Here is a 23,673-nt window from a genome sequence, read left to right as displayed (position 1 = left end):
TCCCCTACTCGCGGCCAGACAGCCACTCGGCGATGCCGGTCCCAAGCAGGCTCTGCGCCCTCCCGCCGACGAAGACGCCGACGTGCCCGCCTGGCAGCGGCAGCTCGGTGTAGTCAGACGTGCCGACGAATTGCTTGAGTGCCTGCGACGTCGCCGGCGGAATGATATGATCATCCTTGGCGTATATATTCAGGACCGGACATTTGATTTCGCCAAGATCGACGGTTCTGCCGGCAAGCTGGAACGAATTTTTGACCAGCTTGTTGTCCTGATACAGATCTTTCAGCCACTGCTTGGCGGCCTCACCCGGATGGTGCGGCCGATCGGAAATCCACTTCTCCATACGCAAGAAGTTCATCAACTTCTTCTTGTCGTCGATGACCTCAAGAAGATCGAGATTGTACTTGGTCATCGTGCGCATCGGCGTCATCAGCGAGAACACCGAGCCCATGAATTCACCAGGTAGCGTGCCGTGCGCCTCGATCATGCGGTCGATGTCGTCAGGCTCTAGGCTGCGCGTCCACACGTTGATGAAGCCGTGACCCTTGCGGTTCTCGACCGTGTCGGCGTGGAAGTCGATCGGCGTGATCGTCAGCACCATCGCGTTCACGTCTTCGGGGTGTAGCGCCGCGTAACACGTCGTGAAGACACCACCCTCGCAAATCCCGAGCAGATTGATCTTCTGCCCCCCGTTCGCCTCGGAGATGACGTTCACGCACTCGGCGAGATAGCCGTCGATGTAATCGTCCAGCGTCACGAAACGGTCGGCTCGGCTCGGATTGCCCCAATCCACGACATAGAGATCGACACCAAGGTTCAGCAGATTGCGAACGAGTGAGCGATCCTCCTGGAGATCAGCCATGGTGTAGCGGCCGATGAGCCCATAGACGATGAGGACGGGTGTCCTGACCTTCTGCTCGGCAAGCGACCGATAGCGGTACAGTGTGACCTTGTCCTGCTGCCAGACGACGTCCTTCTCGCTCGTCGCAATCTGAACGTCCTCGTCGCGGATTTCCTGGAAGAGCTTGGCTCCTTCCGCGAGCCGCTTTCCGAGCGCTGCCGCTTCCGCGAAAGGATCAAGGGCGGCTTTCGATTTGGCAGAGCGGCTCATGTCGGCTCTCCTTCTGATTTTCTGCTGGTCCGCCTCTGGCGATTGAGTGCCCTCACTTCGCGGCGCAGCTGCGTCAGGCTCTGATGCACGTCGTCGAGTTCGGCACGGGTCGGGTAGCCGAACATCTGGCTGTAGAACTCAGCGATGTCCTGCTGAGCAAGGCGCAAATCCGTCGAGGCTTTCAGCGTCTCGCGCTGGCTCTTGAGAAATTCCTCCGACCGCTGCGCCTCCAGCAGAACGTCGTTGGCAGTCTCGACCCAGAGCGCCATCAGCTCGCGGCTCGAGGCGATCCCCTGCTCGTTCTTGGACCGCTCATTGACCACGGCGGAGAAGGCTGCCGTCGCTTTCTTCCAGACCTCCATCATCAGGGTATTGTGTTCGAGGTTGCGGCGGCGCAACGCGACCCAAGCCGTGAACACAGCCGCGAACTTGCGCTCGACGTTCCAGAGATCGGCGAGCCGTGGCCCTTCGGCCATGCGGTTGAGGGCTTCATCGACCTCGCTCGTCGACGAGAGCCACCCGCGCGGGTCGAAGATCTTGGCGAGGACATCGGCCGCGATGGGATCTCGCACCTCGCCTCTGCCCTTGACGCTCTTGGCAAAGGTCGCCGAGACCGCCTGAGCGGCCTCCCAGGCCTGCTGGTACGAGTGTTGTGCCTGTTGCAGGGCCTCCCAGTCCGGGACGAGGGGAAGGCTCGGCTTGCCGTCCTTGTCCAGGGCCGTCGTCATCGCCCCGAACATGTTGCGCTGGGCTTCGAGAAACGACTGGGTGCCTTTGCCCCAGAGCTCTCCCATGGCCTTGAAGGTATCGAATGGATCCATGACGTGCGCTCCTCCTTGAGCGGCTCAGGCAGCGGTTCTGAGCTTGCCGTCGAGGGCCTCGGAGTAGATCGCGAAGGCGTCCTGGTAGGTGACCTCGCGTGGGTTGTTCACGAGGAGCCGGGTCTGCTTCATCGCGTCGGTGGCGAGGCGCGCGAGATCCTCCTCGCGCACACCGACCTCGGCGAGTGAAGCGGGCACACCGCATTCCCGGCAGATCGCCGCGAGGCTCTCGACGAAGCGGGCTGCAGCCTCGCCGGTCGGCAGGTTGACTGCCGCCGGATCGAAGATCGGGGCGAGTTCGGCGTAGAGGGCCTGCGCGTGCGGGAGGTTGAAGCGCATCACGCCCATCAGCACGAGGGCGTTCGACAACCCATGCGGCACGTGGAAGACGGCACCGATCGGATAGGCCAGCGCATGAACCGCGGCGACGGGAGCGTTGGCGAAGGCCATGCCGGCCAGCATCGAGCCGAGCAGCATATTGGAGCGCGCCTCGAGGTTGCGGCCGTCGCTGCAGGCCGTGCGGATGCTGCCGGAGAGCAGAGCCAAGGCCTGTCGGGCGAGCTGGTCCGAGATCGGGTTCTTCTTGTGACGGCTGGTGTAGGCCTCGATCGCGTGCACCATCGCGTCGATGCCGGTCGCGGCGGTGACATGGGCCGGCAGGCCGAGCGTCAGGTCGGGGTCGAGCACCGCCCAGTCCGGCAGCAGCCGGGGCGAGACCACGCCTTTCTTCTCGGTGGTGGGCGTCGTGACGATCGAGATCGGCGTCACCTCGGAGCCGGTCCCGGCCGTGGTCGGCACCAGGATGAGCGGCAGGCGCTGGCCTTGGGCAAGACCGACGCCGTAGATGCTGTCGAGTTGGTCGTCGCTGCGCGCGAGGTAAGCGACGAGCTTCGCGGTATCGAGGGCCGAGCCACCGCCGATGGAGAGGACGAGATCCGTCCCCTCGGCTCGCGCGAGCGCGGCGGCGGCCTCGACGACGTGCGACGGCGGGTCGGCGACCACGTCCTCGAAGACGGTGACCTTAAGGCCTGCCGAGGCCAGAGCAGCCTCCGCAGCGCCGGTAAGCCCCGCGCCACGAACGCCCTTGTCGGTCACCAGCATGATCCGTTGAGCATGGAAGCTCGCCACAAGGTCAGGCAGCTTTGCTGAGGCGCCTGGCTCGAACAGAATATTGGGGCAGGTCTGAAAGGTGAATGGGGTCATGATAAGCTCCGGGAGTTCGTCTGCAGGCAAGAATTTACTCGGCCGGCTCGATATCGCTGACTTTATGGTGAAGCTCTTGGATCAAGACCCGCGTGTTCTCGGAGTAGTCGATCGGTACCGCGACGAGGTGGACCCCACCAGCCTTGAAGGCGGCTTCCAGCGTCGGAGCCAGGTCGCGAACCGCCGTGACGCGGTGGCCCGTCGCCCCGTAGGAGTTGGCGTAGGCGACGAAGTCCGGGTTGCCGAAGGTCATGCCGTAATCGGCGAACTCGTCCACCGCCTGCTTCCAGCGGATCATGCCGTAGGCCGAGTCGTCCAGGATCAGCACGACGAGGTTGAGCCCGAGCCGGACAGCCGTCTCCATCTCTTGGCTGTTCATCATGAAGCCGCCGTCGCCGCAGACCGCCAGCACGCGACGCCCAGGGTGGAGCAGCGCCGCCATCATGGCGGAGGGCAGGCCCGCGCCCATCGTGGCAAGAGCGTTGTCGAGGAGCAGCGTGTTCGCCACGTGCGTGCGGTAGTTCCGCGCGAACCAGATCTTGTACATGCCGTTGTCGAGGCAGACGATGCCGTCCTCCGGCATCACCGCCCGCACGTCGTGCACGAGGCGCTGGGGCGTCACCGGGAACCTGTCCTCCTCGGCCCGGTCGTTGATCCGCTCCAGGATCTGCTGGCGCAACCCCAGCATGCCCTGATCCGGATCGAGTCGCCCGCCGAGGCGGTCGGCGAGCGCCGTCACGGTGGCGCCGATGTCGCCCACCACCTCGGCATCGGGGTGGAACACCTGCTCGACGCTCGCCGACACGTAGCCGACATGGATCACCTTCGGGCCGCCCGCGACCTGCCCCATCAGGAACGGGGGCTTCTCCACCGTGTCGTGCCCGATCGAGATGATCAGGTCCGCCCGGTCGATCGCCTCGTGCACGTAGTCGCGCTCGGACAGGGCCGCGGTGCCGAGATAGAGGTTCGAGCCGCCCGTGACCGCGCCCTTGCCCATCTGGGTGTTGAAGAACGGGATGCGGGTGCGGCGCACGAAGTCGGAGAGCGGCTCGACCAGCCGCGGCCGGTTGCCGGCCGCCCCGATCATGATCAGCGGGCGCTTCGCGGCCAGGATCATCGCCGCCGCGCGCTCGATGGCGGCGGGCGCCGCCACCGGCCGGTCGATCGGGTGCGAGGGCACGAGCGCGACGTCGGCGGTCTCGGCCGCGATGTCCTCGGGCAGTTCGAGGTGGACGGGGCCGGGCCGCTCCTCCGTGGCGACCCGGAAGGCGTCGCGCACGATGGTGGGGATTGAGGCCGCCGAGACGATCTGGCGGGTCATCTTGGTGACGGGCCGCATCGCCCCGATGATGTCGACGATCTGGAAACGGGCCTGGCGCGCGCTCATGATCGGCTTCTGGCCGGTGATCATCAGCATCGGCATGGCGCCGAGATGCGCGTAGGCTGCCCCCGTGGTGAAGTTCAGCGCACCCGGGCCGAGGGTGGAGATGCAGACGCCCGGCCGGCCGGTCAGCCGCCCGTGCGTGGCGGCCATGAAGGCGGCGGCCTGCTCGTGGCGGGTGAGGACGAGTTCGATCTTCGAGGTGCGCAGGGACTCGACGACGTCGAGGTTCTCCTCGCCCGGGATGCCGAAGATGCGATCAACACCCTCATTCTCGAGAGCGGCAACAAGAAGATCAGATCCCTTAGACATGTCCATATTCCGTTCATTCGAAAGGTTATCTAGGCTTGCGCCTGTTGAGAACTCAATTAGGCGAGCACACGCCGGATGATGGCGTCCGCAAATTCCTGTGTTGAGGCAGACCCACCGATATCGCGCGTCCGCACGCTGTCAGCTTGCACCGTTTGCAGGATTGCCGATCTCAACCTGCCAGCGAGATCCGAGCGCTGTACATGCTCAAGCATCAGCGCGGCAGCGAGGAGAAGAGCCAAGGGGTTCGCGATACCCTGACCAGCGATATCGGGCGCCGAACCGTGAACAGCCTCGAAGATCGCGGCCTTCTCTCCGATGTTCGCACCAGGAGCCATGCCTAGGCCGCCCACAAGGCCTGCCAACTGATCGGATAAGATGTCGCCGAAGAGGTTCGTTGTCACGATGACGTCGAATTGCCAGGGATTGAGGACGAGCTGCATCGCACAGGCATCGACGATGCGGTCGTCGACGGCGATACGGCCTTCGTACTCCTTCGCGATCTCACGGCCGGCCTCGAGGAAGAGGCCCGTCAATGCTTTGAGAACATTGGCCTTATGGACGATCGTCACCTTCTTGCGGCCATGCTGCACCGCGTACTCGAACGCGAACCGCACGATCCGCCGCGCCTCCTCCCGCGTGTTGATGCCTTGAGAGATGGCCACGGCCCGCGGATCGTCACCGACGGCAATGAAGTGCTCGAACGCCACGTAGAGGCCTTCGAGGTTCTCGCGCACCAGGACAATATCGATGTCCTCGTAACGTCCGCCCGGGATCATCGTCCGGACGGGGCGCAAGTTTGCGTAGAGACCGAAGGCTTCTCGCAGGCGAACGTTGACGGACCGGAACCCACCACCGACGGGTGTCGTGAGAGGACCTTTGAGTGCGAGTTTCGTGCGGCCGACGCTCTCCAGGAGCGCAGCAGGGAGCGGATCTCCGCTGCTCTCGATGCCGGCCATGCCGCCCTGCTGCACATCCCACGCGAATGGCGCCTCGAGCGCATCGAGGATCTTGACGACAGCATTTGATATTTCTGGACCGATTCCATCGCCCGGGATGAGCGTCGCTGCGATACGGTCGTTGCTTTGAGTACTCACGGACGTCTCCTGCTAGATAGAGCTTTGATTTGGCTCGCTATGTTTGCATTCATAACCTAATGTTCGGCAACATCAGGCACCGGTGGTCTCATATTTTAACGCATTTGGCTGTATCGACACAGTGACGCGGGCTTATTGACGCCCGACTCAGACTACAAGGCTGCAGCACGTAGGTTATAAGTCTTTCAGCTATTGCCCTGTCCCGGCAGCTAGCGGCTCCATCCCGCTCTCTCGGATTGCGTTCGCAGCGTCCGGTGACGCCAAGAATCCGATCAGCGCGGAGGCGGCTTCCGGCGCTTGGCTGCCCTTGATTCGCCCGGCCGAAAACTCAGTGTAAAGCTGCACTTCCGCAGGTAGTGGACCCACGATGTCGATACCCGCCACAGGCTTAAGTTCGCTAAGCTGCTGAAATCCGACCTCCGCCTCCCCACGTGCCACGACCGCGGCGACCGGTTCTGCTGGGATCATGCGTGCCTTGTGCTTGATTTCGTCAGCGATGCCGAGGCGGCGGAACATCTCATTTTGAATGTAGACACCGCTGGCACTGTCTGAGTAGGCGATCGACTTCGCCTCGATCAGAGTCTTGCGTAGGGCGTCGAGCGTCGAGATGTCCGGCTGCGGCGCGCCTTTGCGCACCGCGAGCGCGATGCCGGAGCGCGCGAGCACCCTCTTGCTTTCAGCGTCGATTTTGCCGTCGCGAACCAAGTCATCGAGTGCATAGCCAACCATGATGACGACGTCGATCGACTCACCCCGGGCCAGGCGGGCCGGAACTGCCTGTGGGGTGTGACCCATCGAAGGACCCCAACCGGTCACGAGGGTGTGGCCACTGCGGCGTTCAAATTCAGGCGCGAGGGCCTTGTAGGCGGCGGCGAACCCACCGGAACTGACTACCCGAACCTCCGTGGCTGAAGCGGCAGAGGTGACGAGTGCTGTCATGAGCACTACGACACAGGACAGAAAGACGCGACGTATCACGAGCCCTCTCCATAAGCAGGAATGTTGGACGTACTGATCAGATGTTCTGTTGAATTACTGCCGGCGCAGGCGCTGAACTGCGCCGGCAGCGAACGTGAGAGGATGATCAGACTGCCGCAGCATCTCCGGGGAGCGCTGCCTTTGCGGGGCTTCGCTCCCGGTAGATGAGGAACGTCGCCACGAGGCCGCAGGCACCCGCGAAGACGAGCCAGAAGGCCGGGGCGGCGTTGTTACCGGTCACCTCGATCAGCCAGGTCGAAACCAGCGGCGTGAAGCCGCCAAACAGCGCCGTGGCCAGCGAGTAGGCGAGTGAGAAGCCCGCCGTGCGCACCTCGGGGGGCACGATCTCGGTCAGCGCCACCACCATCGCGCCGTTGTAGCTCCCGTACAGGAAGGACAGCCACAACAGCACGACCAGCATGTTGACGAAGGACGGACTGGCGACGAGCCACGCCAGCGCCGGGTAGGCGGTGAGTAGCGTCAGGGCCGAGAACACCAGCAGGATGGGCTTGCGGCCGATCCGGTCCGAGAGCGCGCCCATCACCGGCAGCCAGAAGAAGTTCGACACCGCGACGCAGAAGGTGACGAGGAGGCTGTCCTCCGCCGACAGCTTCAGCACGCTCTTGCCGAAGGTCGGGGTGTAGACCGTGATCGTGTAGAACGAGACCGTGGTCATCACCACGAGCAGCATGCCGAGCAGCACGATCTGCCAGTTGTGCGCCAGCGAGGCGAAGATCTCACGGGCCCCGGGACGGTGCTTGCGCGCGAGGAACTCCTGGGTCTCCTCCAGCGAGCGGCGGATGTAGAACAGGAACGGCACGATCAGGCAGCCGATCACGAAAGGCACGCGCCAGCCCCAGGAGCCCACGGCCTCCGGCGTGAGCGCCTGGCTCAGGACGTAGCCGATCAGCGCCGAGACCATGATGGCGACCTGCTGGCTGCCCGACTGCCAGGAGACGTAGAAGCCCTTCTTGCCGGGGGTCGCCATCTCGGCGAGGTAGACCGACACGCCGCCGAGTTCGACGCCCGCCGAGAAGCCCTGCAGCAGCCGGCCGATCAGCACCAGGAACGGGGCGAGGAGCCCGATGGTCGCGTAGGAGGGCACGAAGGCGATCAGGATCGTGCCCATCGCCATGATGCCGAGGGTGACGATGAGGCCCTGCCGCCGCCCGACCTGGTCGACGTAGGCGCCGAGGAAGATGGCGCCGAGCGGCCGCATCAGGAAGCCCGCCCCGAAGGTCANGAAGGTGAGCATCAACGAGGCATACTCGTTGCCGGTCGGGAAGAACGCCTTGGAGATGTAGGTGGCGTAGAACCCGAACAGGAAGAAGTCGAACATCTCTAGAAAATTGCCGCTCGTGACGCGCAGCACGGTGGCGATCTTGGATCGTGAGCGATCCTCGGGGGCGAAATGCGCCATGATATCCTCCCAGGGGCTTTGTGATGGTGGTGCCAGGGTGGCCCGCCGCCGGAGCGGACGGGCTGCGGGGTCGGGATCCGCCGGACGGCGGCCCGCGCCGGAGGCCGCGATGCGGCCTCCGTCCGATGCGCGGGGAGCGAGGCGTCGGTCCGGGCTGCGGACGGCTCGCCGTCGTGTCAGGAGCGGGACCCGCGCTAAGGCCGTCGCGCGGGCCTTCGCGTGATCAGGCCACGAAGCGGCACTGCGAGGCGGGCGTGCGCGTGTCCATGTTGCGGCCGCGGTTCGTGTGATCGTCCACCTCCGCCGCGCAGCCGAGCATGCGGGCGAACAGGAAGATCGTGAACGCCGCCGTCTCGAGTGCGGCGCCAGAGAAGTCGCCGTCCTGGTAGGGCCGCCACAGCATCTTCAGGAGCAGCGCCGCGATCACCGCGTCGATGTTCACGCAGTAGACGGTGCGCGACACGCCCGCCTCGTGAAGGGCCCGCACCAGGGCGCGGTAGTAGGCGTGGAAGGCGTTGGTGTCGCCGCGCGCCGCGAGCAGGTCGTGGATCCAGACCTCGCGCGGGTCGTGGTTCACGGCCTTGTCCTTGAAGACCGGGTGGTTGACGCCCGGGATCTTCTGGATGTCGAGGCTGCCCGCGCTCTTCCGGTCGGTCTTGTAGCGGGCGTAGTCCGCGGCGGTGCGGTCGGCGAGCGCCTCGAGGTCGACGTCGTGGTCCGGGTCGCCCGGGTCGGCGAGGCCCGCGTCGCGGAACTGCTCGATCAGGAAGGCGATGCCCTCGTAGCCGTTGCCGCCGTGGGCGTAGCCCGCATGGCTCAGGAACCCGATCACCGCCTTGTTGAGTTGCACCCGCTCCGGGCTCTCCGGCCCGTCGGCCGAGACCGCGCCCTTGGCCCCCTGCGCCGAGATCGTGCCCGGACCGTTCGACAGGAGGAGCCCGATCAGGGTCTCGAACACGAACACGTCGCCGGCTGCGCCCTCCCGGCCGAGGAGCGCGAGGCAGCCGATCTCGCCGAGGGTACGGCGCCCGAGGAGGTCGACGTTCGGCACGCCGCAGAAGCTGTCCGCTTCGTGCCCCTCCGCCGGGACCGCCGCGCCCAGCAGCACGCCGAAGAGCTGCAGCCACCAGGGCAGGCTCTCGGCCGTGAGGCGCGAGATGCGCTTGCGCATCAGCGGCCCCCAGGCGAGCGTGGTGGCGACCGTGGCCAGCACCGCGTCCCGCGTCGGGTGGCCGCCGAGGCTGCGCAGGTAGCGCAGGAACACCGAGCGGGCGCCGCGGGCTTGCAACGCGTCGAGGAGCGCCTCGGCCCGCGGATCGGGCTTCGGGCCGACGAGGAGTGCGGCGAGGTCCGGATCCGCCGCCACGTGACCGAGGTCGAAGCTCTCGTCGAGGGCGCTCGGCAGCCCCGCCTCCACGAAGCGGTCGGTGAGGAGCCGGCAGATCCGCCGCGCCGTCTCGGCCCGGCGCGGGCCGACGAGGCTCGCGGCGGCGGCGAGCACCACGTTCGGCGCGTTGCCGGCCTCGCGGGCGGCCTCAGCGGCCGCGAGTTCCGGCCGCCCGTGCAGGTTCACCTCGGCGGCCACCGCGGCATTGATGAGCGCCCGGTCGTTCTCGCCGGCGGCCTCGCGCAGGAGGGCGAGGGCGAGGTTCGCCTCCATCGGCAGGCGCGCCGCCTCCAGCATCGAGACGCCGTGCAGGCTGGTGACCTGCGTCTTCGGGTCCATCTGTGAGGCGCCCGAGACGTCCTTCATGGTCTGGCGCGGCAGCACGATGCCGATCTGGCGGTTGAGCCGCGCGATCTGCTCGCCGTAGGGCATCGCCGCCGCGACCACCGGCAGGTCGAGCCCGGCCGGCAGGGTCAGGCCGGCATTCGAGCCGAACCAGGGCTTGAGGGCGAGGCTGCTCTCGGGCGCGAAGTCGGGCCGCGCCCCGTTCTCGCGCATCACTGCGGTGAGCGCCGCCGGGATGTGGGCGATGTTCGTGACCACCGCGCCCATGGCCGAGACGACCGGGTTGTCGGGCGTGAACACCTCGTCCACCCCGAACTTCTCCATGAACCAGCGCTCCTTGGCGGCGGCATCGTCGTCGCCGCCCGCCATGGCGCCCGCGTGACCCACCGCCCGGGAGAGCCGGCTCTTCCAGCGCCCGACCACGCAGGCGACGACCGGCTTGGTGAAGTGCGCGTCGAGTTCGTAGTAGCCGCCCGGCTCCACGTAGAGCACCGCCGCCTTGCTGCGCGCGTCGTTGGCGAGCGCGAAGGCGAATTCGGGGGCCGCGTACTGGATGTAGACGTCCTTGCCGCTGGAGATGAGCGTGGTGGTGCCCCAGCCGCTCATGCGCAGGTAGGTGGCGATCGTCGTGGTGAAGTTGCCGGAATTCGAGAAGATCGCGACCGAGCCGGCCTTGAGCGCCTCGCCCGGGCTGTCGCCGCCGAGCGCGCCGCCGATGCGGACCTGATGGTAGGCGTCGGCGACCCCGAGGCTGTTGCCGCCGAAGATGTCGACGCCGTTCTGCTGGCCGAGGGCCCGGATCTCGCGGCTGTCGTGGACCGAGAGCTTCTCGGTGACGATGAAGATCTTGCGCAGGTCCGGATTGACCCGGATCAGCTCGGCGACGCCGTCGCGGGCGCCGGACGGCGGCAGGTAGACGACGCCGCAGTTGAAGCGGTGCCCGGCCTCCAGGCCCTCGCGGACGTTGTTGTAGACCGGGATCTCGCCGAGCGAGGTCTCGAGAACCTGCCCGCGGCGGCCGGGCGAGGTGCCGAACACCACGTTGCCGCCCGAATAGGCGTGGCCGACGGGCGTCACGTCGCTCGACTCACCCCCGAGGATGTTGAGCACGCAGACCCGGTCCTGGCGCGTGGCGACCTGATCGAGCGAAGAGATGCCGACGTGGTACTTGAAGCTGCCGATGCCGTGCTTGTGCATGTCGTCCTCCCCTGATCATTCGGCCGCGTGACGCAGCGGCTCGCCGAGCCCGATGGCGCGCGCCACCGCCTCGCGGCCGCCCTGGCGCATCCACTGGTCGGCCTTGCGGGCGTAGGCGACGACCTCGCTCATGTCGGAATCGAACCCGAACAGCCGGTAGGGCAGGCCGAGCGCCTCGGCCGTGTCGCGCAACGCCCCCATCCCGCGCACCAGGTTCGGGCCGCCGCGGCCGGCCACGATGTACAGCGGCGTCGGCCCGTGCCGGCCGACATGCTCGCGCAGCGCGTCCGCCATCGCCCGGAAAGTCTCGAAGATGTCGGTGTTGTTCGACTTGCCGCCGATGATGAACAGCACGTTCGCTTGGCGGAGCCAGTGCTTGAAGCAGATCCGCGCCACCTCTTTCATCTTCTCGTAGGGCGGGTTGCCGCCGAAGTCCGAGGAGATGATGGCGTCGTCGCCGAGCATCTCGGTGACGAGGGAGTTGGCGCCGCCGCCGAAGGTCGGGGCCAGGATGGTGCCGCCCGCATTGATGATGCAGACGTCGCTCTGGCCCTGGTAGGTCCGCAACTGGTTGATCTCCGCCTCGAAGTCCGAGTAGTCGACCGAGAACAGGTGGCCCGGCAGGCCGAGGCGCTGCCAGCGCGGGTCGTCGCGGTCGAAGCCGCACTTGAAGTCGCAGGCGACGGGGGTGAGGCGGCCGCTGCGGTCGGGGCGCATGCGGATCGGGTTCAGCTCGACCGTGGTCATGCCGAAGCCGTGGTAGAGTTCCCAGAGCTTCGGCAGCTGCTGCACCAGCGGCGAGATCAGGGCCTTCGGGGCGTTCAGTTCCGAGAGGGCGTTCGCCACCACGAAGGCCTTGAGGCCGGTGAGCGGGTCGAAGGGAACCTGCGCCACCTCGCTCTTGTCGAGTTCCTCGATGTCGACGCCGCCGCGGTGGGTCAGCGTCATGGTCGGGGCGCGGTAGCGCGTGCTGTCGGAGATCGAGAAGTAGACCTCGTGCTCGGCCGGCACCGCGCCCTCGAAGGTGACGCCGTTGGCCTTGGCCACCGCGTGGCCGTGGCGGTGCTCCGAGAAGTAGAGCCGCTCCTTCTCGCGCAGCGCCGTCCTCAGGTCCGAGGCGCGGCCGACGAGCCCCGCCTTGCCCTTCTTGCCGACGCCGCCCTTGAAGACCGGCTTGATGAAGATCGAACCGTGGCGATCGATCAGCCCCTTGATCTCTTCCTCGCTCGCGTCCGGGCCGAGCACCTCGGACGTGGGAAAGCCGGCGAACTGCAGGAGCTTCGCGCCGTGCAACATGCCCGTGACTTGCATCCGTTCCCTCCCGTCTGTGTTGGAGGCACTTTACGGATGGAACCTGTCACCGACCTGTCGCGGCCTAAAGTTTTGGCGAATTCACGCTTAAGCTTGCCGGCTACCGCCCCTCGATGACGCGCCAGCTCGCCCGGGCCTGCGAGGAGCGGGTCGACGTGATGGTGGTCACCGGCCTGAACCGGCCCGACTTCCGCACCATCGCCGATTTCCGCAAGCGGCATCTGGCGGCGCTCTCCGACCTCTTTGTGCAGGTGCTGCGGCTGTGCCGGGCGGCAGGCCTGATGGGCTTTGCCCACGTGGCGGTGGACGTCACCAAGCTGAAGGCCAACGCCTCACGCCACAAAGCCATGAGCTATGGCCGGATGAAGACGGCCGAGCCAGCGCTGGCCGCCGAGGTCGAAGCCTGGCTGGACTGGGCGCCGGAAGACCTGCGCCGTCAGCGGACCAAGGCAGAGATCGCCTTGGCCGGGATCGACCGGAATCGTGCCGAGAATGCGCGCTTCGGCTGAGAAGGCAGGTGCCGGATCATCCCCCATCGAGGAGGTAGCCGAGACCCCGGATCGTGCGGATCTTCGGTCCATTCGGTGCAAGTTTCTTGCGCAATCGTGCGACGTAGAGCTCGACGGCGTTCGGTGCCACGTCGTCGTCGAACCCGAACACTTCGCCGCTCAGGCGCTCCTTCGGCACCACCTGACCGACTTTCGCCATCAGCACGGTGAGCACGGCCATTTCCCGCCGTCGAAGGATGAGGAACTCGCCATTAAGAGTCACCGTCCCAGTCAAGCGGTCGAGGGCGAGCGCCCCGCAGTACAGGACGGGATTGGACAGGCCTTGGCCGCGCCGGATCAGCGCGCGCACCCGCGCCTCGAACTCGGCGGGCGCGAAGGGCTTGAGCAGGTAATCGTCCGCCCCGAGATCGAGCCCGCGCACCCGGTCCGCCACGGCGTCGCGCGCGGTCAGGATCAGCACCGGCACGGCGCGTCCCGCCGCCCGGACGCGCCGCAGCACCTCAAAGCCGCAGAGGTCCGGCAGGCCGATGTCGAGCACGATCAGGCTGTAGGGCTCCGAGCGGGCGAGCCGCACCGCCTCCTCGCCGTCCGGCACTTGGTCTGCCGTGAACCCGGACAGCCGGAGCGACGCCACGAGCCCCCGGGCCAGGACCGCGTCGTCCTCCACGACGAGCACCCGCATCCGCTCCTCTTCCCTTTGTTCAGGTCGCCTGTGCGTCCGGGCAACGGCGGCTTGCAATCCAGTGCCCGGCCCGGTTCGTTACGCCGCGAGCTGGCGCAGCACGTAGGGAAGGATGCCGCCGTTGCGGAAGTATTCCAGCTCGTCGAGGGTGTCGATCCGGCAGGTGAGCGGCACCTCCCGGGTCGCGCCGTCCGCCCCGGTGATCTCCGCCACCAGGGTCTGGCGCGGCTTCAGCTCCCCGGCGAGGCCGCGGATCGTCACGGTCTCGTCGCCCTTGAGGCCGAGGGAGGCCCAGCTGGTCTCGCCCTGGAAGACCAGCGGCACCACGCCCATGCCGACGAGGTTCGAGCGGTGGATGCGCTCGAAGCTCTCGGCGATGACCGCCCGCACCCCGAGCAGCTTCGTGCCCTTGGCCGCCCAGTCGCGCGACGAGCCGGTGCCGTATTCCTTGCCGGCGAACACGACCAGCGGCGTGCCCTCCTGCTGGTAGCGCATCGCCGCGTCGTAGATGAACATCTTCTCAGCCGTAGGCTGGTAGAGGGTCCAGCCGCCCTCCACCACCGTGCCGGACGCGTCGCGGACCATCTGGTTCTTGATGCGGATGTTGGCGAAGGTGCCCCGCATCATGACTTCGTGGTTGCCGCGGCGCGTGCCGTACTGGTTGAAGTCCTGCACCCGGACCTGATGCTCCTGCAGGTAGGCGCCGGCCGGCGAGGCCGCCCGGATGTTGCCCGCGGGCGAGATGTGGTCGGTGGTGATCGAGTCGAGGAACAGCCCGAGGATGCGGGCGCCGACGATGTCGGTGACCGGCGCCGGGGTCTTCTCCATGCCCACGAAGTAGGGCGGGTTCTGCACGTAGGTGGAGCCGGAATTCCACTGGAAGGTCTGGGCCGGGGTCACCTCGACCGCCTTCCAGTTCGCGTCGCCGCCGAACACGTCGGCGTAGCGGCTCTTGAACAGGGCGGAGGTGATGGTCTGCTCGATGAAGGCGTTCACCTCCGCCGAGGAGGGCCAGATGTCCTTCAGGTAGACCGGCTTGCCGTCCGAGCCGGTGCCGAGCGGCTCCCGGGTCAGGTCGACCTGGAGCGAGCCGGCGAGCGCGTAGGCGACGACGAGGGGCGGCGAGGCGAGGTAGTTCGCCCGCACGTCCGGATTCACCCGGCCCTCGAAGTTGCGGTTGCCCGACAGCACGGCGGCCGCGACCACGTCGTTGTCGTTGATCGCCTTGGAGATCGGCGCCGGCAGCGGGCCGGAATTGCCGATGCAGGTGGTGCAGCCGAAGCCCACGAGGTTGAAGCCGAGCGCGTCGAGGCTCTGCTGCAGCCCGGCCTTCTCCAGGTACTCGGCGACGACCTGCGAGCCGGGGGCGAGCGAGGTCTTCACCCAGGGCTTCGAGCGCAGGCCCTTGGCGACGGCGTTGCGGGCGAGCAGCCCCGCCCCGATCATCACGCTCGGGTTCGAGGTGTTGGTGCAGGAGGTGATCGCCGCGATCACCACGTCGCCGTGGCCGATGTCGAAATTGGCGCCCTCGACCGGGTAGCGCTTGGCGATGTCGGCGGCCTTGCGGAACTCGCTCTCCATCGAGGCGGCGAAGCCGGCCTTGGCGGAATCGAGCAGCACCCGGTCCTGCGGGCGCTTGGGGCCGGCGAGCGAGGGCTTCACGTCGGCGAGGTCGAGTTCCAGCGTGTCGGTGAAGACCGGGTCGGGGGTCGCGGCGTCGCGCCACATCCCCTGCGCCTTGGCGTAGGCCTCGACCAGCGCGATGCGCTCGTCGGCGCGGCCGGTGACCTTCAGGAAGTCGATGGTCTTGGCGTCGACCGGGAAGAAGCCGCAGGTCGCGCCATATTCGGGCGCCATGTTGGAGATCGTGGCGCGGTCGGCCACCGCCATGTCGTCGAGGCCGGGGCCGTAGAACTCCACGAACTTGCCGACCACGCCCTTCTTGCGCAGCATCTGGGTGACGGTCAGCACGAGGTCGGTGGCGGTGGTGCCCTCCGGCAGCTTGCCCGAGAGCTTGAAGCCGACCACCTCGGGGATCAGCATCGAGAGCGGCTGGCCGAGCATCGCCGCCTCGGCCTCGATGCCGCCGACGCCCCAGCCCAGCACCGCCAGGCCGTTCACCATCGTGGTGTGCGAGTCGGTGCCGACGAGGCTGTCCGGATAGGCCAGTTCCTGCCCGTTCTCGAAGGCCTTGGTCCAGACCGTCTGGGCGAGGTACTCGAGGTTGACCTGGTGGCAGATGCCGGTGCCGGGCGGCACCACGGAGAAGTTGTCGAACGCCGTCTGGCCCCACTTGAGGAAGGTGTAGCGCTCGCCGTTGCGCTCGTATTCGAGGGCGACGTTGTCGGCCAGCGCCTTCGGGGTGCCGAACTCGTCCACGATCACGGAGTGGTCGATGACGAGATCGACCGGCACGAGCGGGTTGATCTTCTTCGGGTCGCCGCCGAGCGCCACCATGGCGTCGCGCATGGCCGCGAGGTCGACCACGGCGGGCACGCCGGTGAAGTCCTGCATCAGCACGCGCGAGGGCCGGAAGGCGATCTCGGTCTCGACCTTGCCGCGGTTGTCGAGCCAGGCGGTCACGGCCTCGATGTCGGCCCGCTTGACGGAGCGGTCGTCCTCGAAGCGGAGCAGGTTCTCCAGCAGCACCTTCATGGAGAAGGGCAGCCGGCTCGCATCCGGCAGGCCGTTCTTCTCGGCCGCGGGGATCGCGTAATAGGCGTAGGTCTTGCCGCCGATCTGCAGGGTCTGACGGGATTTGAAGCTGTCGATGGAAGCCACGGCGTGGTCCTCGCGAGGGGTTGTCGAACACGGCGCAGGGATGACCTGCGCCAGACGTCATGTGTTCGGCCGGATGCGCGAGCGGCGCTGTTTGGTTATGTGATCACGACGCAGCGTCCCGTGAGGCGCTCGATCTCTTCGTCACTCGCGTCCGCGCCGGGCGCTTCGGATGTAGGGAAGCCGGCGAACCGCAGCAGCTTCAAGCGGCGCAACCTTCCCGTGACTTGCATCCGTCCCTCCTTCATTTGTTGAAACGGAGTTTACGGATAGAACCTGTCACCAACCTGTCGCAGTCAAATTTTTCAGGAGGGTCTGGTGACGCTTATCAACCAGAGTTGTCGATGACACGGTACAGGTAGCGCCACTGACCCTGGACGCGAATGTAGGTCTCGTCCACGCGCACGGACCCCCAAAGCCGCTTGCGGAACCGGCGCAGGCGGCACTCAATGGCCACGACCATGATGCTGGGAGGCGGATCGTGGGTGCGGCCGAGATAGCTGCCGCGCGGAGCGATCTGCATCTGGTAGCCGGCGAGCGCTCGGCACTGTAGGCGCGGTCTCGCGCGAGCCGCATCGATGCGGTCGAGTGCGGTGATCTCGGTCGCAGTCAGGACGGTGTCGGGCGGCGCGTCAGGGGTGATGCGCGCCGACACCTACATCGACCATCCGCGTGCAGTCCGCGCCCGCCAGCACGTCATGGAGGAGTTGTTGGACGCCCTGCCGGCAAAGTCGCTGCAGGACATGCGCGCTCGCCTCGACTGGATGCAGTGCGTTCTGGACTGGGTGACCAGCCGCGATGTGCGCGAGGATCAGGCGTGCCTCGCCGCTCTGCGCGACGACATTGAGCGCATGGCCGAGCGCGTCCGAGACCAGGATGCCGAGACCACATGCGAACCTGTCCAATCTGAACGCCCCTGCGCCGGACGAACGCCGAGAAGCGGCGCGACGTGCTGGGCCTGCTCGGCCTCGGCCTTTCGGATCCCAAAATCGCCCGCCGGGCCGGCATCTCCCCCGACCGTGGGCAACCTCAGGAGATCACTGGCATGACAATTCTACGGGATAGTCGACAGATTCGAGTCGGGTAGCGCCATTTGAGCCACCCCGCCATGCGCAATTTGATACTGCAATATATAGACTGTCATTACTACCATAAGCAGCATCGCGACCCAGACTATAAGTATGGGCGTCATCTCGTCAGCGTACTGGCGCAATCGTTGTATAAGCGCGCACCCCAGCGTGAAGAATGCTGCCGATGCGAGTGGTATGGCAAGCGCGTCCATTGATCTCTCGAAATTGTGCGACGCAACATGGCTAGCAGGAACCATACCGCACTGCACCATGAGCCCGCGCATAGCAGGGTCGCTCGCATGAGCCGTTCTTTCTGACAACCCACCCAGGAGCCGGGCCGCACTGACGTGACCGTGACGGCCTTGCATGCTCTCTTGCGGACCGTGGCGGCCAGTCCAGCCCAGACCGCCCACCGAGCCGCGATCCCCAGCCATGAGCTCACCCTGGCCCGAAACGCAGGAGCGGACGGCCTGCGCCGCCGATGAGCTTCGCCGCCTCAACCCCGGCCGCGTTGACGCCCGCACCGCCACCCTCACCGAAGCATGGCCGGCCTTCCCGGCTGGCAGGAGGCGTGCGAGAGGCGCCCTCACTGAAAGTGATGCGAGAGCACAGCGTGGCGCAGGATGTCAGCGGCCCATATCGGAAAACGGATGTCCGGAAAACCCTCGCGACCGGACATTCCCGGCATGGACTGCCAAATTCTGGAATGGGTCACTCTCATCCGTTCGCATCAGGTTCGGCCAACGGTCCGGACGAGCCGGAAACGGACACGAGGGTCGCGCGCCTCACCGGTTGCGGTTTGGCTGCTTGGCGCACCTCCCCTTCATCCACGGAGAGGGGCAGGTCGATGGTGAAGCACGCGCCTCCGCCCTCGCTGCTCGACAGCGCGATCTGACCCTGCAGGGTCGAGGCGACCAAATTGAAGACGATGTGCAGGCCGAGCCCCGTGCTGCCCTTGTCGCGCCCCGTGGTGAAGAACGGGTCGAATACCCTGCCCAGGTGCTCCGGCGGGATGCCGATGCCGTCGTCCGCTACGATGATGCGCAGCCGATCCTCACCCGAACGAGACGCCGCGACGTCGAGCACGCCTGATCGGCCGTCTGGATAACCGTGCACGATGGCGTTGAGGGCCAGATTGCTGATCACCTGCGCCAGCGCGCCGGGATGGGAATCGAGGACGATCCCGTCCTCGCAGCGGATCCGCACCGCGTGGCCTTTGCGGCGCACGAGCGGACCGAGCGTGCTCATCAGGTCCTCAAGCCAGCCGCGCAGCTCAAAGGTGCGCTTCTCCTCGCTGGCTTGGTCCACCGCGACCTGCTTGAAGCTGTGCACGAGGTCGGCGGCCCGCGTCAGATTGGAGAATAGCAGCCGCATGCCCTCGCTCAGTCGGGCAAGGCCTTGCGTGAGATCCGACCGGCGCAGCTGCCCTGACTCGACGGCGCGCTGGAGCTGCCTGAGATCACCCTCAGCGGCTGTCGAGGTGGTCAGCGCCAGCCCGATCGGTGTGTTGATCTCGTGAGCGACGCCTGCCACGAGTTGGCCGAGGGCCGCCAGCTTCTCGGCCTGCACAAGATGGGCCTGAGCCTCGCGCAACTCGGACAGGGCCATCTCCGACCGCTCCTTCTCCCGCCGAAGTGCCTCCTCTGTCCGGAATTGGCGCCGCGCCCGCACCTCCCGCGCTCCGACGGCGTAGAGGGAGAGCGCGTAGGCCATGCCGATCTCGAAGTTGTTCACGAAGCGCATGCCCGCCCGCTCGTGCACCGCGAAGGTCTCGCACACGGCGAAGCAGAGCCAGGTCAGGCCGCAGAACGCGGCGAGCGAGGGCAGGCGCAGCGGCAGCAGCGTCGAGACGAACAGGATGACGATGATCATGCCCGCGGCGGCATGGTCGAAGCCAGGTCCCAGCCGCAGGTAGATCAGGCTGAGCACGCAGCCGGGCACGACGCAGTAGCCGAGGTAGATCTCCTCGGCCCAGCGCCGCGCGGCCGGCCAGCTCAGCGCCGCGGTCGCGGGCAGCAGCACGGCGAGGGCGACGGCAAGGCGAAGGAATAGGGTCTCGGTCCAGTGCGCCGGGTCGAGGATCCAGTCCCAGACGGCGAAGGCGCAGTAGATGAAGGCGCCGAGCAGCATCGCCGCGCGCGTGCGGGGTAGGTCGTCGAGGGTGAAGCGCGTCACGAAGGCGCGCTCGGCGGCGGGAGCTTCGAAGCGCAGGCCGAGCCTGCTCAGGAGTTTGCGCATCAGGACGAAAGAGAGCAGCGGAGCGCCCCTCCTACGCGCTGAAGCCTCGGGATGCACGCCGTTCGATCATCCGCCCTGCGCCACTTCCGGACCTTTGATCAGTGCCGCCGGAATGGCCGCTCGTCACTCGACAGCGTTGGGGTGGACGCCCCCTGACGGCATCGATGTGCCAGAGTGGAGGTGTTGCAACACCACTGCAGGAGGCGTCCATGGGTGAGGTTAGCACAGTCGGGATCGATCTGGCCAAATCGGTGTTCCAAGTTCACGGCTCGGATCCGAGTGGCACAGTCTGATCCTCCCCTGATTTCGCGGACACGGGGAGTTTAGCTCGCGGTCCGTTCGGCTTGCTCGGGCGTGAGATAACCGAGTGCCGAGTGGATGCGCTGCCGATTGTCGTAGCCCTCGATGTAAGCGAACAGGTCGCGGCGCGCCTCATCCCGGGTCGCCCATCGTCGCTGATGGACGAGCTCGACCTTGAGGGTGTGGAAGAAGCTCTCCATCGGGGCATTACCGTAGCAGCAGGCCGTCCGGCTCATGGACGGCCTGGCCGCCATGCCGGCGAGCTGCCTCCGGTAGGCCTCGGCCGCGTNCTGGCTGCCGCGATCCGAGTGGCAGATAAGCCCGGCGGCCGGTCGCTGCCGCTGGGCGGCCATCATCAGCGCAGCCACGCTCAGCTCGGTGCGCATATGATCGCGCATCGACCAGCCGACGATCTTGCGCGTGGCCAGATCGAGGACGGCAGCCAAGTAGAGCCAGCCCTCGCCGGTCGGCAGGTAGGTGATGTCGGCCAGCCAAACCGTGTTCGGCCGCGCGGCCGAGAAGTCCTGCCTCAGGAGGTTCCGGGCGATGGGGAGATCGTGACGGCTGTCGGTCGTGCAGGGCCGGAACCGACGCCCCGCCAGGGCACGGATGCCGTGCCGGCGCATGAGACGCTCCACCCGCCCGCGGCTGGCTGAACGGCCCTCGGCCCGCAGGGCGGCATGCACGCGTGGGGCACCATAGCGCCGGTGGTGGGCGGCATGGATGCGCCGGACATCGTCCAGGAGCTGGCGGTTGGAGGCCGAGCGGGCGCTCTCAGGCCGTGACCGCCACCCGTAAAAGCCGCTGGGGGAGACGTCGAGCACGCGGCACATGAGACGCACCGGCCAGGTCCGCGCATGCTGCTCGATGAAGGCGTAGGTCACGTGGGCATCTCCGCGAAGATGCCGATAGCTTTTTTAGGACGTCGCGCTCCATGCGCGTGCGGTCGAGCTCACGCCGCAGACGGGCGATCTCGGCGGCCTGATCGGACGGCGAGGCGATCGGGCTTGATGGCAAGGCCCCGGTCGATCCTGCCGGCCGCGGTCGGGGCGGTGCCCCGTTCAGCGTTGCACGCCACTGCCGCAACATCGAGGGCTGGATCCCGAGCTCGGCCGCGATCTGCATCTGCGGCCGGCCGCTGCTCTCCAGCAGGGCGACCGCTTCGCGTTTGAACTCGGGCGTGAACTCCCGTCTCGTCTTCGCCATCCGACACCTTCCCCGCTCCGCCAGAGCGGATCAGAGGTGTCCGTGAAACCGAGGGAGGATCAGGTCTGGCCTCCTGATCGCGCCGCGTCGTCATGGGTCCGCCGCGGCGATGGCACGCCCCGACGAGACCCGCCTCGCGCATCAGCCGCGCAATCCGCTTGCGGCTGTGAGCCTCGCCCTGGTCACGCAACTCCGCCTGGACCCGCGGCGAGCCGTAGGTCTGACGCGAGCCCAGGTGGATCGTGCGGATGCGCCGGAGCAGCACCTCGTCCGCCTGAGCCCGCGCCGAGAGGGGTCGGCCGACCCAGGCGTAGTCCCCGGCCTTCGAGACGCCCAGCACGCGCGCCATGACGGCAATCGGGAAGTGCGCCTGGTTCTCGCTCATGAACCGGAAGATCCAAACGGCAGACCTCCGGTCTCGCGCGCAAACCAGGCTGTCGCGCGAGAGAGGATGTCGCGCTCCAGCTTCAACTGACGGTTCTCGCGCCGCAGCCGAAGCAGCTCCTCGCGCTCGTTCGCCGACAGCGCGGCCTCAGTAGCAGCAGGCTTCGCCTCTCGGCGTCCCTCCTGCTGGTCGGCCTCGGCCCCCCAGGTGCGGATGGCCTGGGCCGACGGCTCGAACTCACGGGCGAGGTCGGTCGGATCGCGCCCGGCGCGGACCAACTCGACCATCTCGCGGCGGAACTCCGCCGGGTACGGGGGACGGGGTCTCGGCATGGCAAACACACCTCACGCGAAAGCGCTCTCGGTGCCCACCGATCCGGGGCAATCCCACTAACTCTTAGAGCATCTATCTGAACCGCCTTCGCTCGTGAAATTTAAACCACTTGGTGGGGGCGAAGGTGGGTTGTGTTAGGGGCTCTTAATCTTGTGCGAGCCTCGCTGGCCGCGCTTCTAGATTGATACTGGACGGCCGATCATCCGCGCAGCTTCATCGCGTCGTGCGACAGACCGCCTCCGAGACCTTCCTGCAGCCGGCATCGCCGCCGAGATCCCGAGGCGGCTGGCCAAGTCGCGTCGACACGGCCCAGCCGCGACCTCGTCAAGCTCAGTGCAGCTTTCCGGTGACCCACCCGACGATCGCGTCCGCAACCTCCAGATTGTTTGATTCCAGCATCATCATGTGTCCATTGCCTCGGATGCCGTGCTCGGCCAGCGCGAGCCGATCCGGCTTCGCGCCAGCCTGTTCGAGGAAAGCCCCGGTACAATCGTCCATTGTTGCTCGAAACGATGCCTCGCCGGTGACGATCACAGCGGGAACTTTCGCGAGGTTCGGCAGCTTGCGCGCTGGCTCGGCCTGCAACCAGCACCGGATCTGACCTGGCCGCAGCGGCTTCTCCGCCTGAGCGATCGTGAGATCCGTGGGCGAGTTGACCGCCGGTTCGAAATGCAGCGGCACGCGCGTGATGCCGTACGGCCGAGCCCGAGCGTCGCCGACTTTCTCGTACCAGTCGTCACCGCCCTTGAACCGGATATCGAAGAACGTCGGACCATTCGGCTCGACCGCCACATGCGCCTTCACAAGATCCGGCCGCTGGTCCGACACGGCCCATCCAAAAACACCTGCCTGCGAGTGGGTGAGCAGAACTGACGGGCCGATCTTCTCCAAGAGAGCGATGAGCGCGGGATCGACGAGTTCCTCGCTCTTCAACGCGCTCGCGATGAAGGGCACTTGGGAGAGATAGAATTGGTCGAACGCGGCGTTGCCTTTCACGCCCGGACCTCCAGGCCACTGGGTGTGAAGCTTCGCCTGCGGAAAGAGGCCGAAGTTCTCCTGGCCGGTGAAAATGCTCTCCAGATCGCCCGTAGTGAGCCGGGCGTAGGGGCCATAGACCTCGGGATTGTCGCCGGATCGCCCGCGACCGACCTGATCGACCACGTAGACGGCAAAGCCACGCTCGACGAAGCGATCAACCCAGCCCGGCCGACCATCGGGGGTGCCCAGGAAGTTGATCCCGGTCTGCGCGGTTCCATGCACCATCACCACGGGATAAGGCTGCGTGACCTGCACCGGAGCGTGGTACTGCACGAACATGTGGCCGACGGCGATCTCCTTCCCTTGGACCGTCTGGTAGCGGCCACCCACGAAGAAGTAACCCTCCTGCTGGGCTGGCTTGAACGCGGCGTGGGTGCCGGGATCGCGATCCGCGGCCGCGGCGGGGAACAAGCAGGCCAGCGCGAGGGCGCAAGCCGTAGAAGCCCGAAGCATGGTTTCCTCCCATCAGCGTCTCCTGCGCCTGCCGAAGGCTAGCATGGCGGTTGAGAGCGGACGCGTGCGTCTTGCGTGGAGGTGGTGAGCGGGTGGAGCAGGGTGGTCCGGAGGGTTGTTA

16 protein-coding genes and 3 pseudogenes are annotated in these 23,673 nt (G+C 66.7%); 1 reads left to right on the top strand and 18 read right to left on the bottom strand.

The window, feature by feature from the left end:
- Window positions 1-4: 4 nt before the first annotated feature.
- The 9 genes from phaC to MET2598_RS0134750 all read right to left on the bottom strand — a co-directional run bounded on the left by phaC (window position 5) and on the right by MET2598_RS0134750 (window position 12,560).
- Window positions 5-1,111 carry a class III poly(R)-hydroxyalkanoic acid synthase subunit PhaC gene (phaC, locus tag MET2598_RS0134790; protein WP_018263961.1) on the bottom strand — a complete coding sequence of 369 codons (1,107 nt, stop codon included), beginning with the start codon at window positions 1,109-1,111 and terminating at the stop codon, window positions 5-7.
- Entirely contained in the window at window positions 1,108-1,932 is an 825-nt protein-coding gene (locus tag MET2598_RS0134785) for a poly(R)-hydroxyalkanoic acid synthase subunit PhaE (RefSeq protein WP_018263960.1), read from the bottom strand. The genes phaC and MET2598_RS0134785 overlap by 4 nt, the downstream gene beginning before the upstream one ends.
- 24 nt (window positions 1,933-1,956) lie before the next feature.
- Window positions 1,957-3,135: an iron-containing alcohol dehydrogenase gene (locus MET2598_RS0134780; RefSeq protein WP_026191099.1), complete on the bottom strand. Its 1,179-nt coding sequence runs from the start codon at window positions 3,133-3,135 to the stop codon at window positions 1,957-1,959.
- 34 nt (window positions 3,136-3,169) lie between these two features.
- Window positions 3,170-4,828, bottom strand: coding sequence for an acetolactate synthase large subunit (locus tag MET2598_RS0134775; RefSeq protein WP_026191098.1), 1,659 nt, complete (start codon window positions 4,826-4,828; stop codon window positions 3,170-3,172).
- A 56-nt stretch (window positions 4,829-4,884) separates the two neighbouring features.
- Window positions 4,885-5,922, bottom strand: a complete 1,038-nt coding sequence (locus tag MET2598_RS0134770; RefSeq protein ID WP_020493686.1) for an isocitrate/isopropylmalate dehydrogenase family protein — start codon at window positions 5,920-5,922, stop codon at window positions 4,885-4,887.
- Window positions 5,923-6,111: 189 nt separating this feature from the next.
- Window positions 6,112-6,861: a substrate-binding domain-containing protein gene (locus MET2598_RS0134765; RefSeq protein WP_085984621.1), complete on the bottom strand. Its 750-nt coding sequence runs from the start codon at window positions 6,859-6,861 to the stop codon at window positions 6,112-6,114.
- A 145-nt stretch (window positions 6,862-7,006) separates the two neighbouring features.
- Window positions 7,007-8,320 carry an MFS transporter gene (locus MET2598_RS0134760; protein ID WP_018263955.1) on the bottom strand — a complete coding sequence of 438 codons (1,314 nt, stop codon included), beginning with the start codon at window positions 8,318-8,320 and terminating at the stop codon, window positions 7,007-7,009.
- Window positions 8,321-8,543: 223 nt separating this feature from the next.
- Window positions 8,544-11,249: a CoA-binding protein gene (locus tag MET2598_RS0134755; protein ID WP_018263954.1), complete on the bottom strand. Its 2,706-nt coding sequence runs from the start codon at window positions 11,247-11,249 to the stop codon at window positions 8,544-8,546.
- Between the two features lie 15 nt (window positions 11,250-11,264).
- On the bottom strand, window positions 11,265-12,560 hold the full coding sequence (locus tag MET2598_RS0134750) for an ATP citrate lyase citrate-binding domain-containing protein (RefSeq protein WP_018263953.1): 1,296 nt from the start codon (window positions 12,558-12,560) through the stop codon (window positions 11,265-11,267).
- An 86-nt stretch (window positions 12,561-12,646) separates the two neighbouring features.
- Between MET2598_RS0134750 and MET2598_RS0134745 the strand changes: the two are divergent.
- Window positions 12,647-13,051 (top strand): annotated as a pseudogene (locus MET2598_RS0134745) (transposase); the annotation flags it as partial.
- A 34-nt stretch (window positions 13,052-13,085) separates the two neighbouring features.
- Here the strand turns inward: MET2598_RS0134745 and MET2598_RS0134740 are convergent.
- From MET2598_RS0134740 to MET2598_RS0134695, 9 genes and pseudogenes are all read right to left on the bottom strand, one after another.
- Window positions 13,086-13,751, bottom strand: a complete 666-nt coding sequence (locus MET2598_RS0134740) for a response regulator (RefSeq protein ID WP_018263951.1) — start codon at window positions 13,749-13,751, stop codon at window positions 13,086-13,088.
- A 78-nt stretch (window positions 13,752-13,829) separates the two neighbouring features.
- Window positions 13,830-16,532, bottom strand: a complete 2,703-nt coding sequence (acnA, locus tag MET2598_RS0134735) for an aconitate hydratase AcnA (RefSeq protein WP_018263950.1) — start codon at window positions 16,530-16,532, stop codon at window positions 13,830-13,832.
- Window positions 16,533-16,860: 328 nt separating this feature from the next.
- Window positions 16,861-16,983, bottom strand: a pseudogene (locus MET2598_RS40270) (DDE-type integrase/transposase/recombinase); the annotation flags it as partial.
- A 178-nt stretch (window positions 16,984-17,161) separates the two neighbouring features.
- Window positions 17,162-17,434, bottom strand: coding sequence for a hypothetical protein (locus MET2598_RS0134720; RefSeq protein WP_026191096.1), 273 nt, complete (start codon window positions 17,432-17,434; stop codon window positions 17,162-17,164).
- An 882-nt stretch (window positions 17,435-18,316) separates the two neighbouring features.
- Window positions 18,317-19,837 (bottom strand): sensor histidine kinase, encoded by a 1,521-nt coding sequence (locus MET2598_RS0134710; protein WP_018263946.1) that lies wholly within the window; start codon window positions 19,835-19,837, stop codon window positions 18,317-18,319.
- A gap of 323 nt (window positions 19,838-20,160) precedes the next feature.
- Window positions 20,161-21,343, bottom strand: a protein-coding gene (locus MET2598_RS0134705) for an IS3 family transposase (RefSeq protein ID WP_085984607.1) whose coding sequence is annotated in 2 segments (ribosomal slippage) — window positions 20,161-21,049 and window positions 21,048-21,343 — 1,185 coding nt in all. Because the reading frame shifts where the segments join, the coding sequence is not laid out codon by codon here.
- 115 nt (window positions 21,344-21,458) lie between these two features.
- Window positions 21,459-21,692, bottom strand: a pseudogene (locus tag MET2598_RS43265) (IS3 family transposase); the annotation flags it as partial.
- A 32-nt stretch (window positions 21,693-21,724) separates the two neighbouring features.
- Window positions 21,725-22,015, bottom strand: coding sequence for a hypothetical protein (locus MET2598_RS0134700; RefSeq protein WP_157182317.1), 291 nt, complete (start codon window positions 22,013-22,015; stop codon window positions 21,725-21,727).
- Between the two features lie 376 nt (window positions 22,016-22,391).
- Window positions 22,392-23,552 carry an alpha/beta hydrolase gene (locus MET2598_RS0134695; RefSeq protein ID WP_018263943.1) on the bottom strand — a complete coding sequence of 387 codons (1,161 nt, stop codon included), beginning with the start codon at window positions 23,550-23,552 and terminating at the stop codon, window positions 22,392-22,394.
- Window positions 23,553-23,673: the final 121 nt, after the last annotated feature.

Origin of the sequence: Methylobacterium sp. WSM2598, from assembly GCF_000379105.1 — a bacterium.
Classification (GTDB): domain Bacteria; phylum Pseudomonadota; class Alphaproteobacteria; order Rhizobiales; family Beijerinckiaceae; genus Methylobacterium.
The sequence above is the reverse complement of the archived record's forward strand: the minus strand, read 5'-3'. Positions and strand labels throughout refer to the sequence as shown.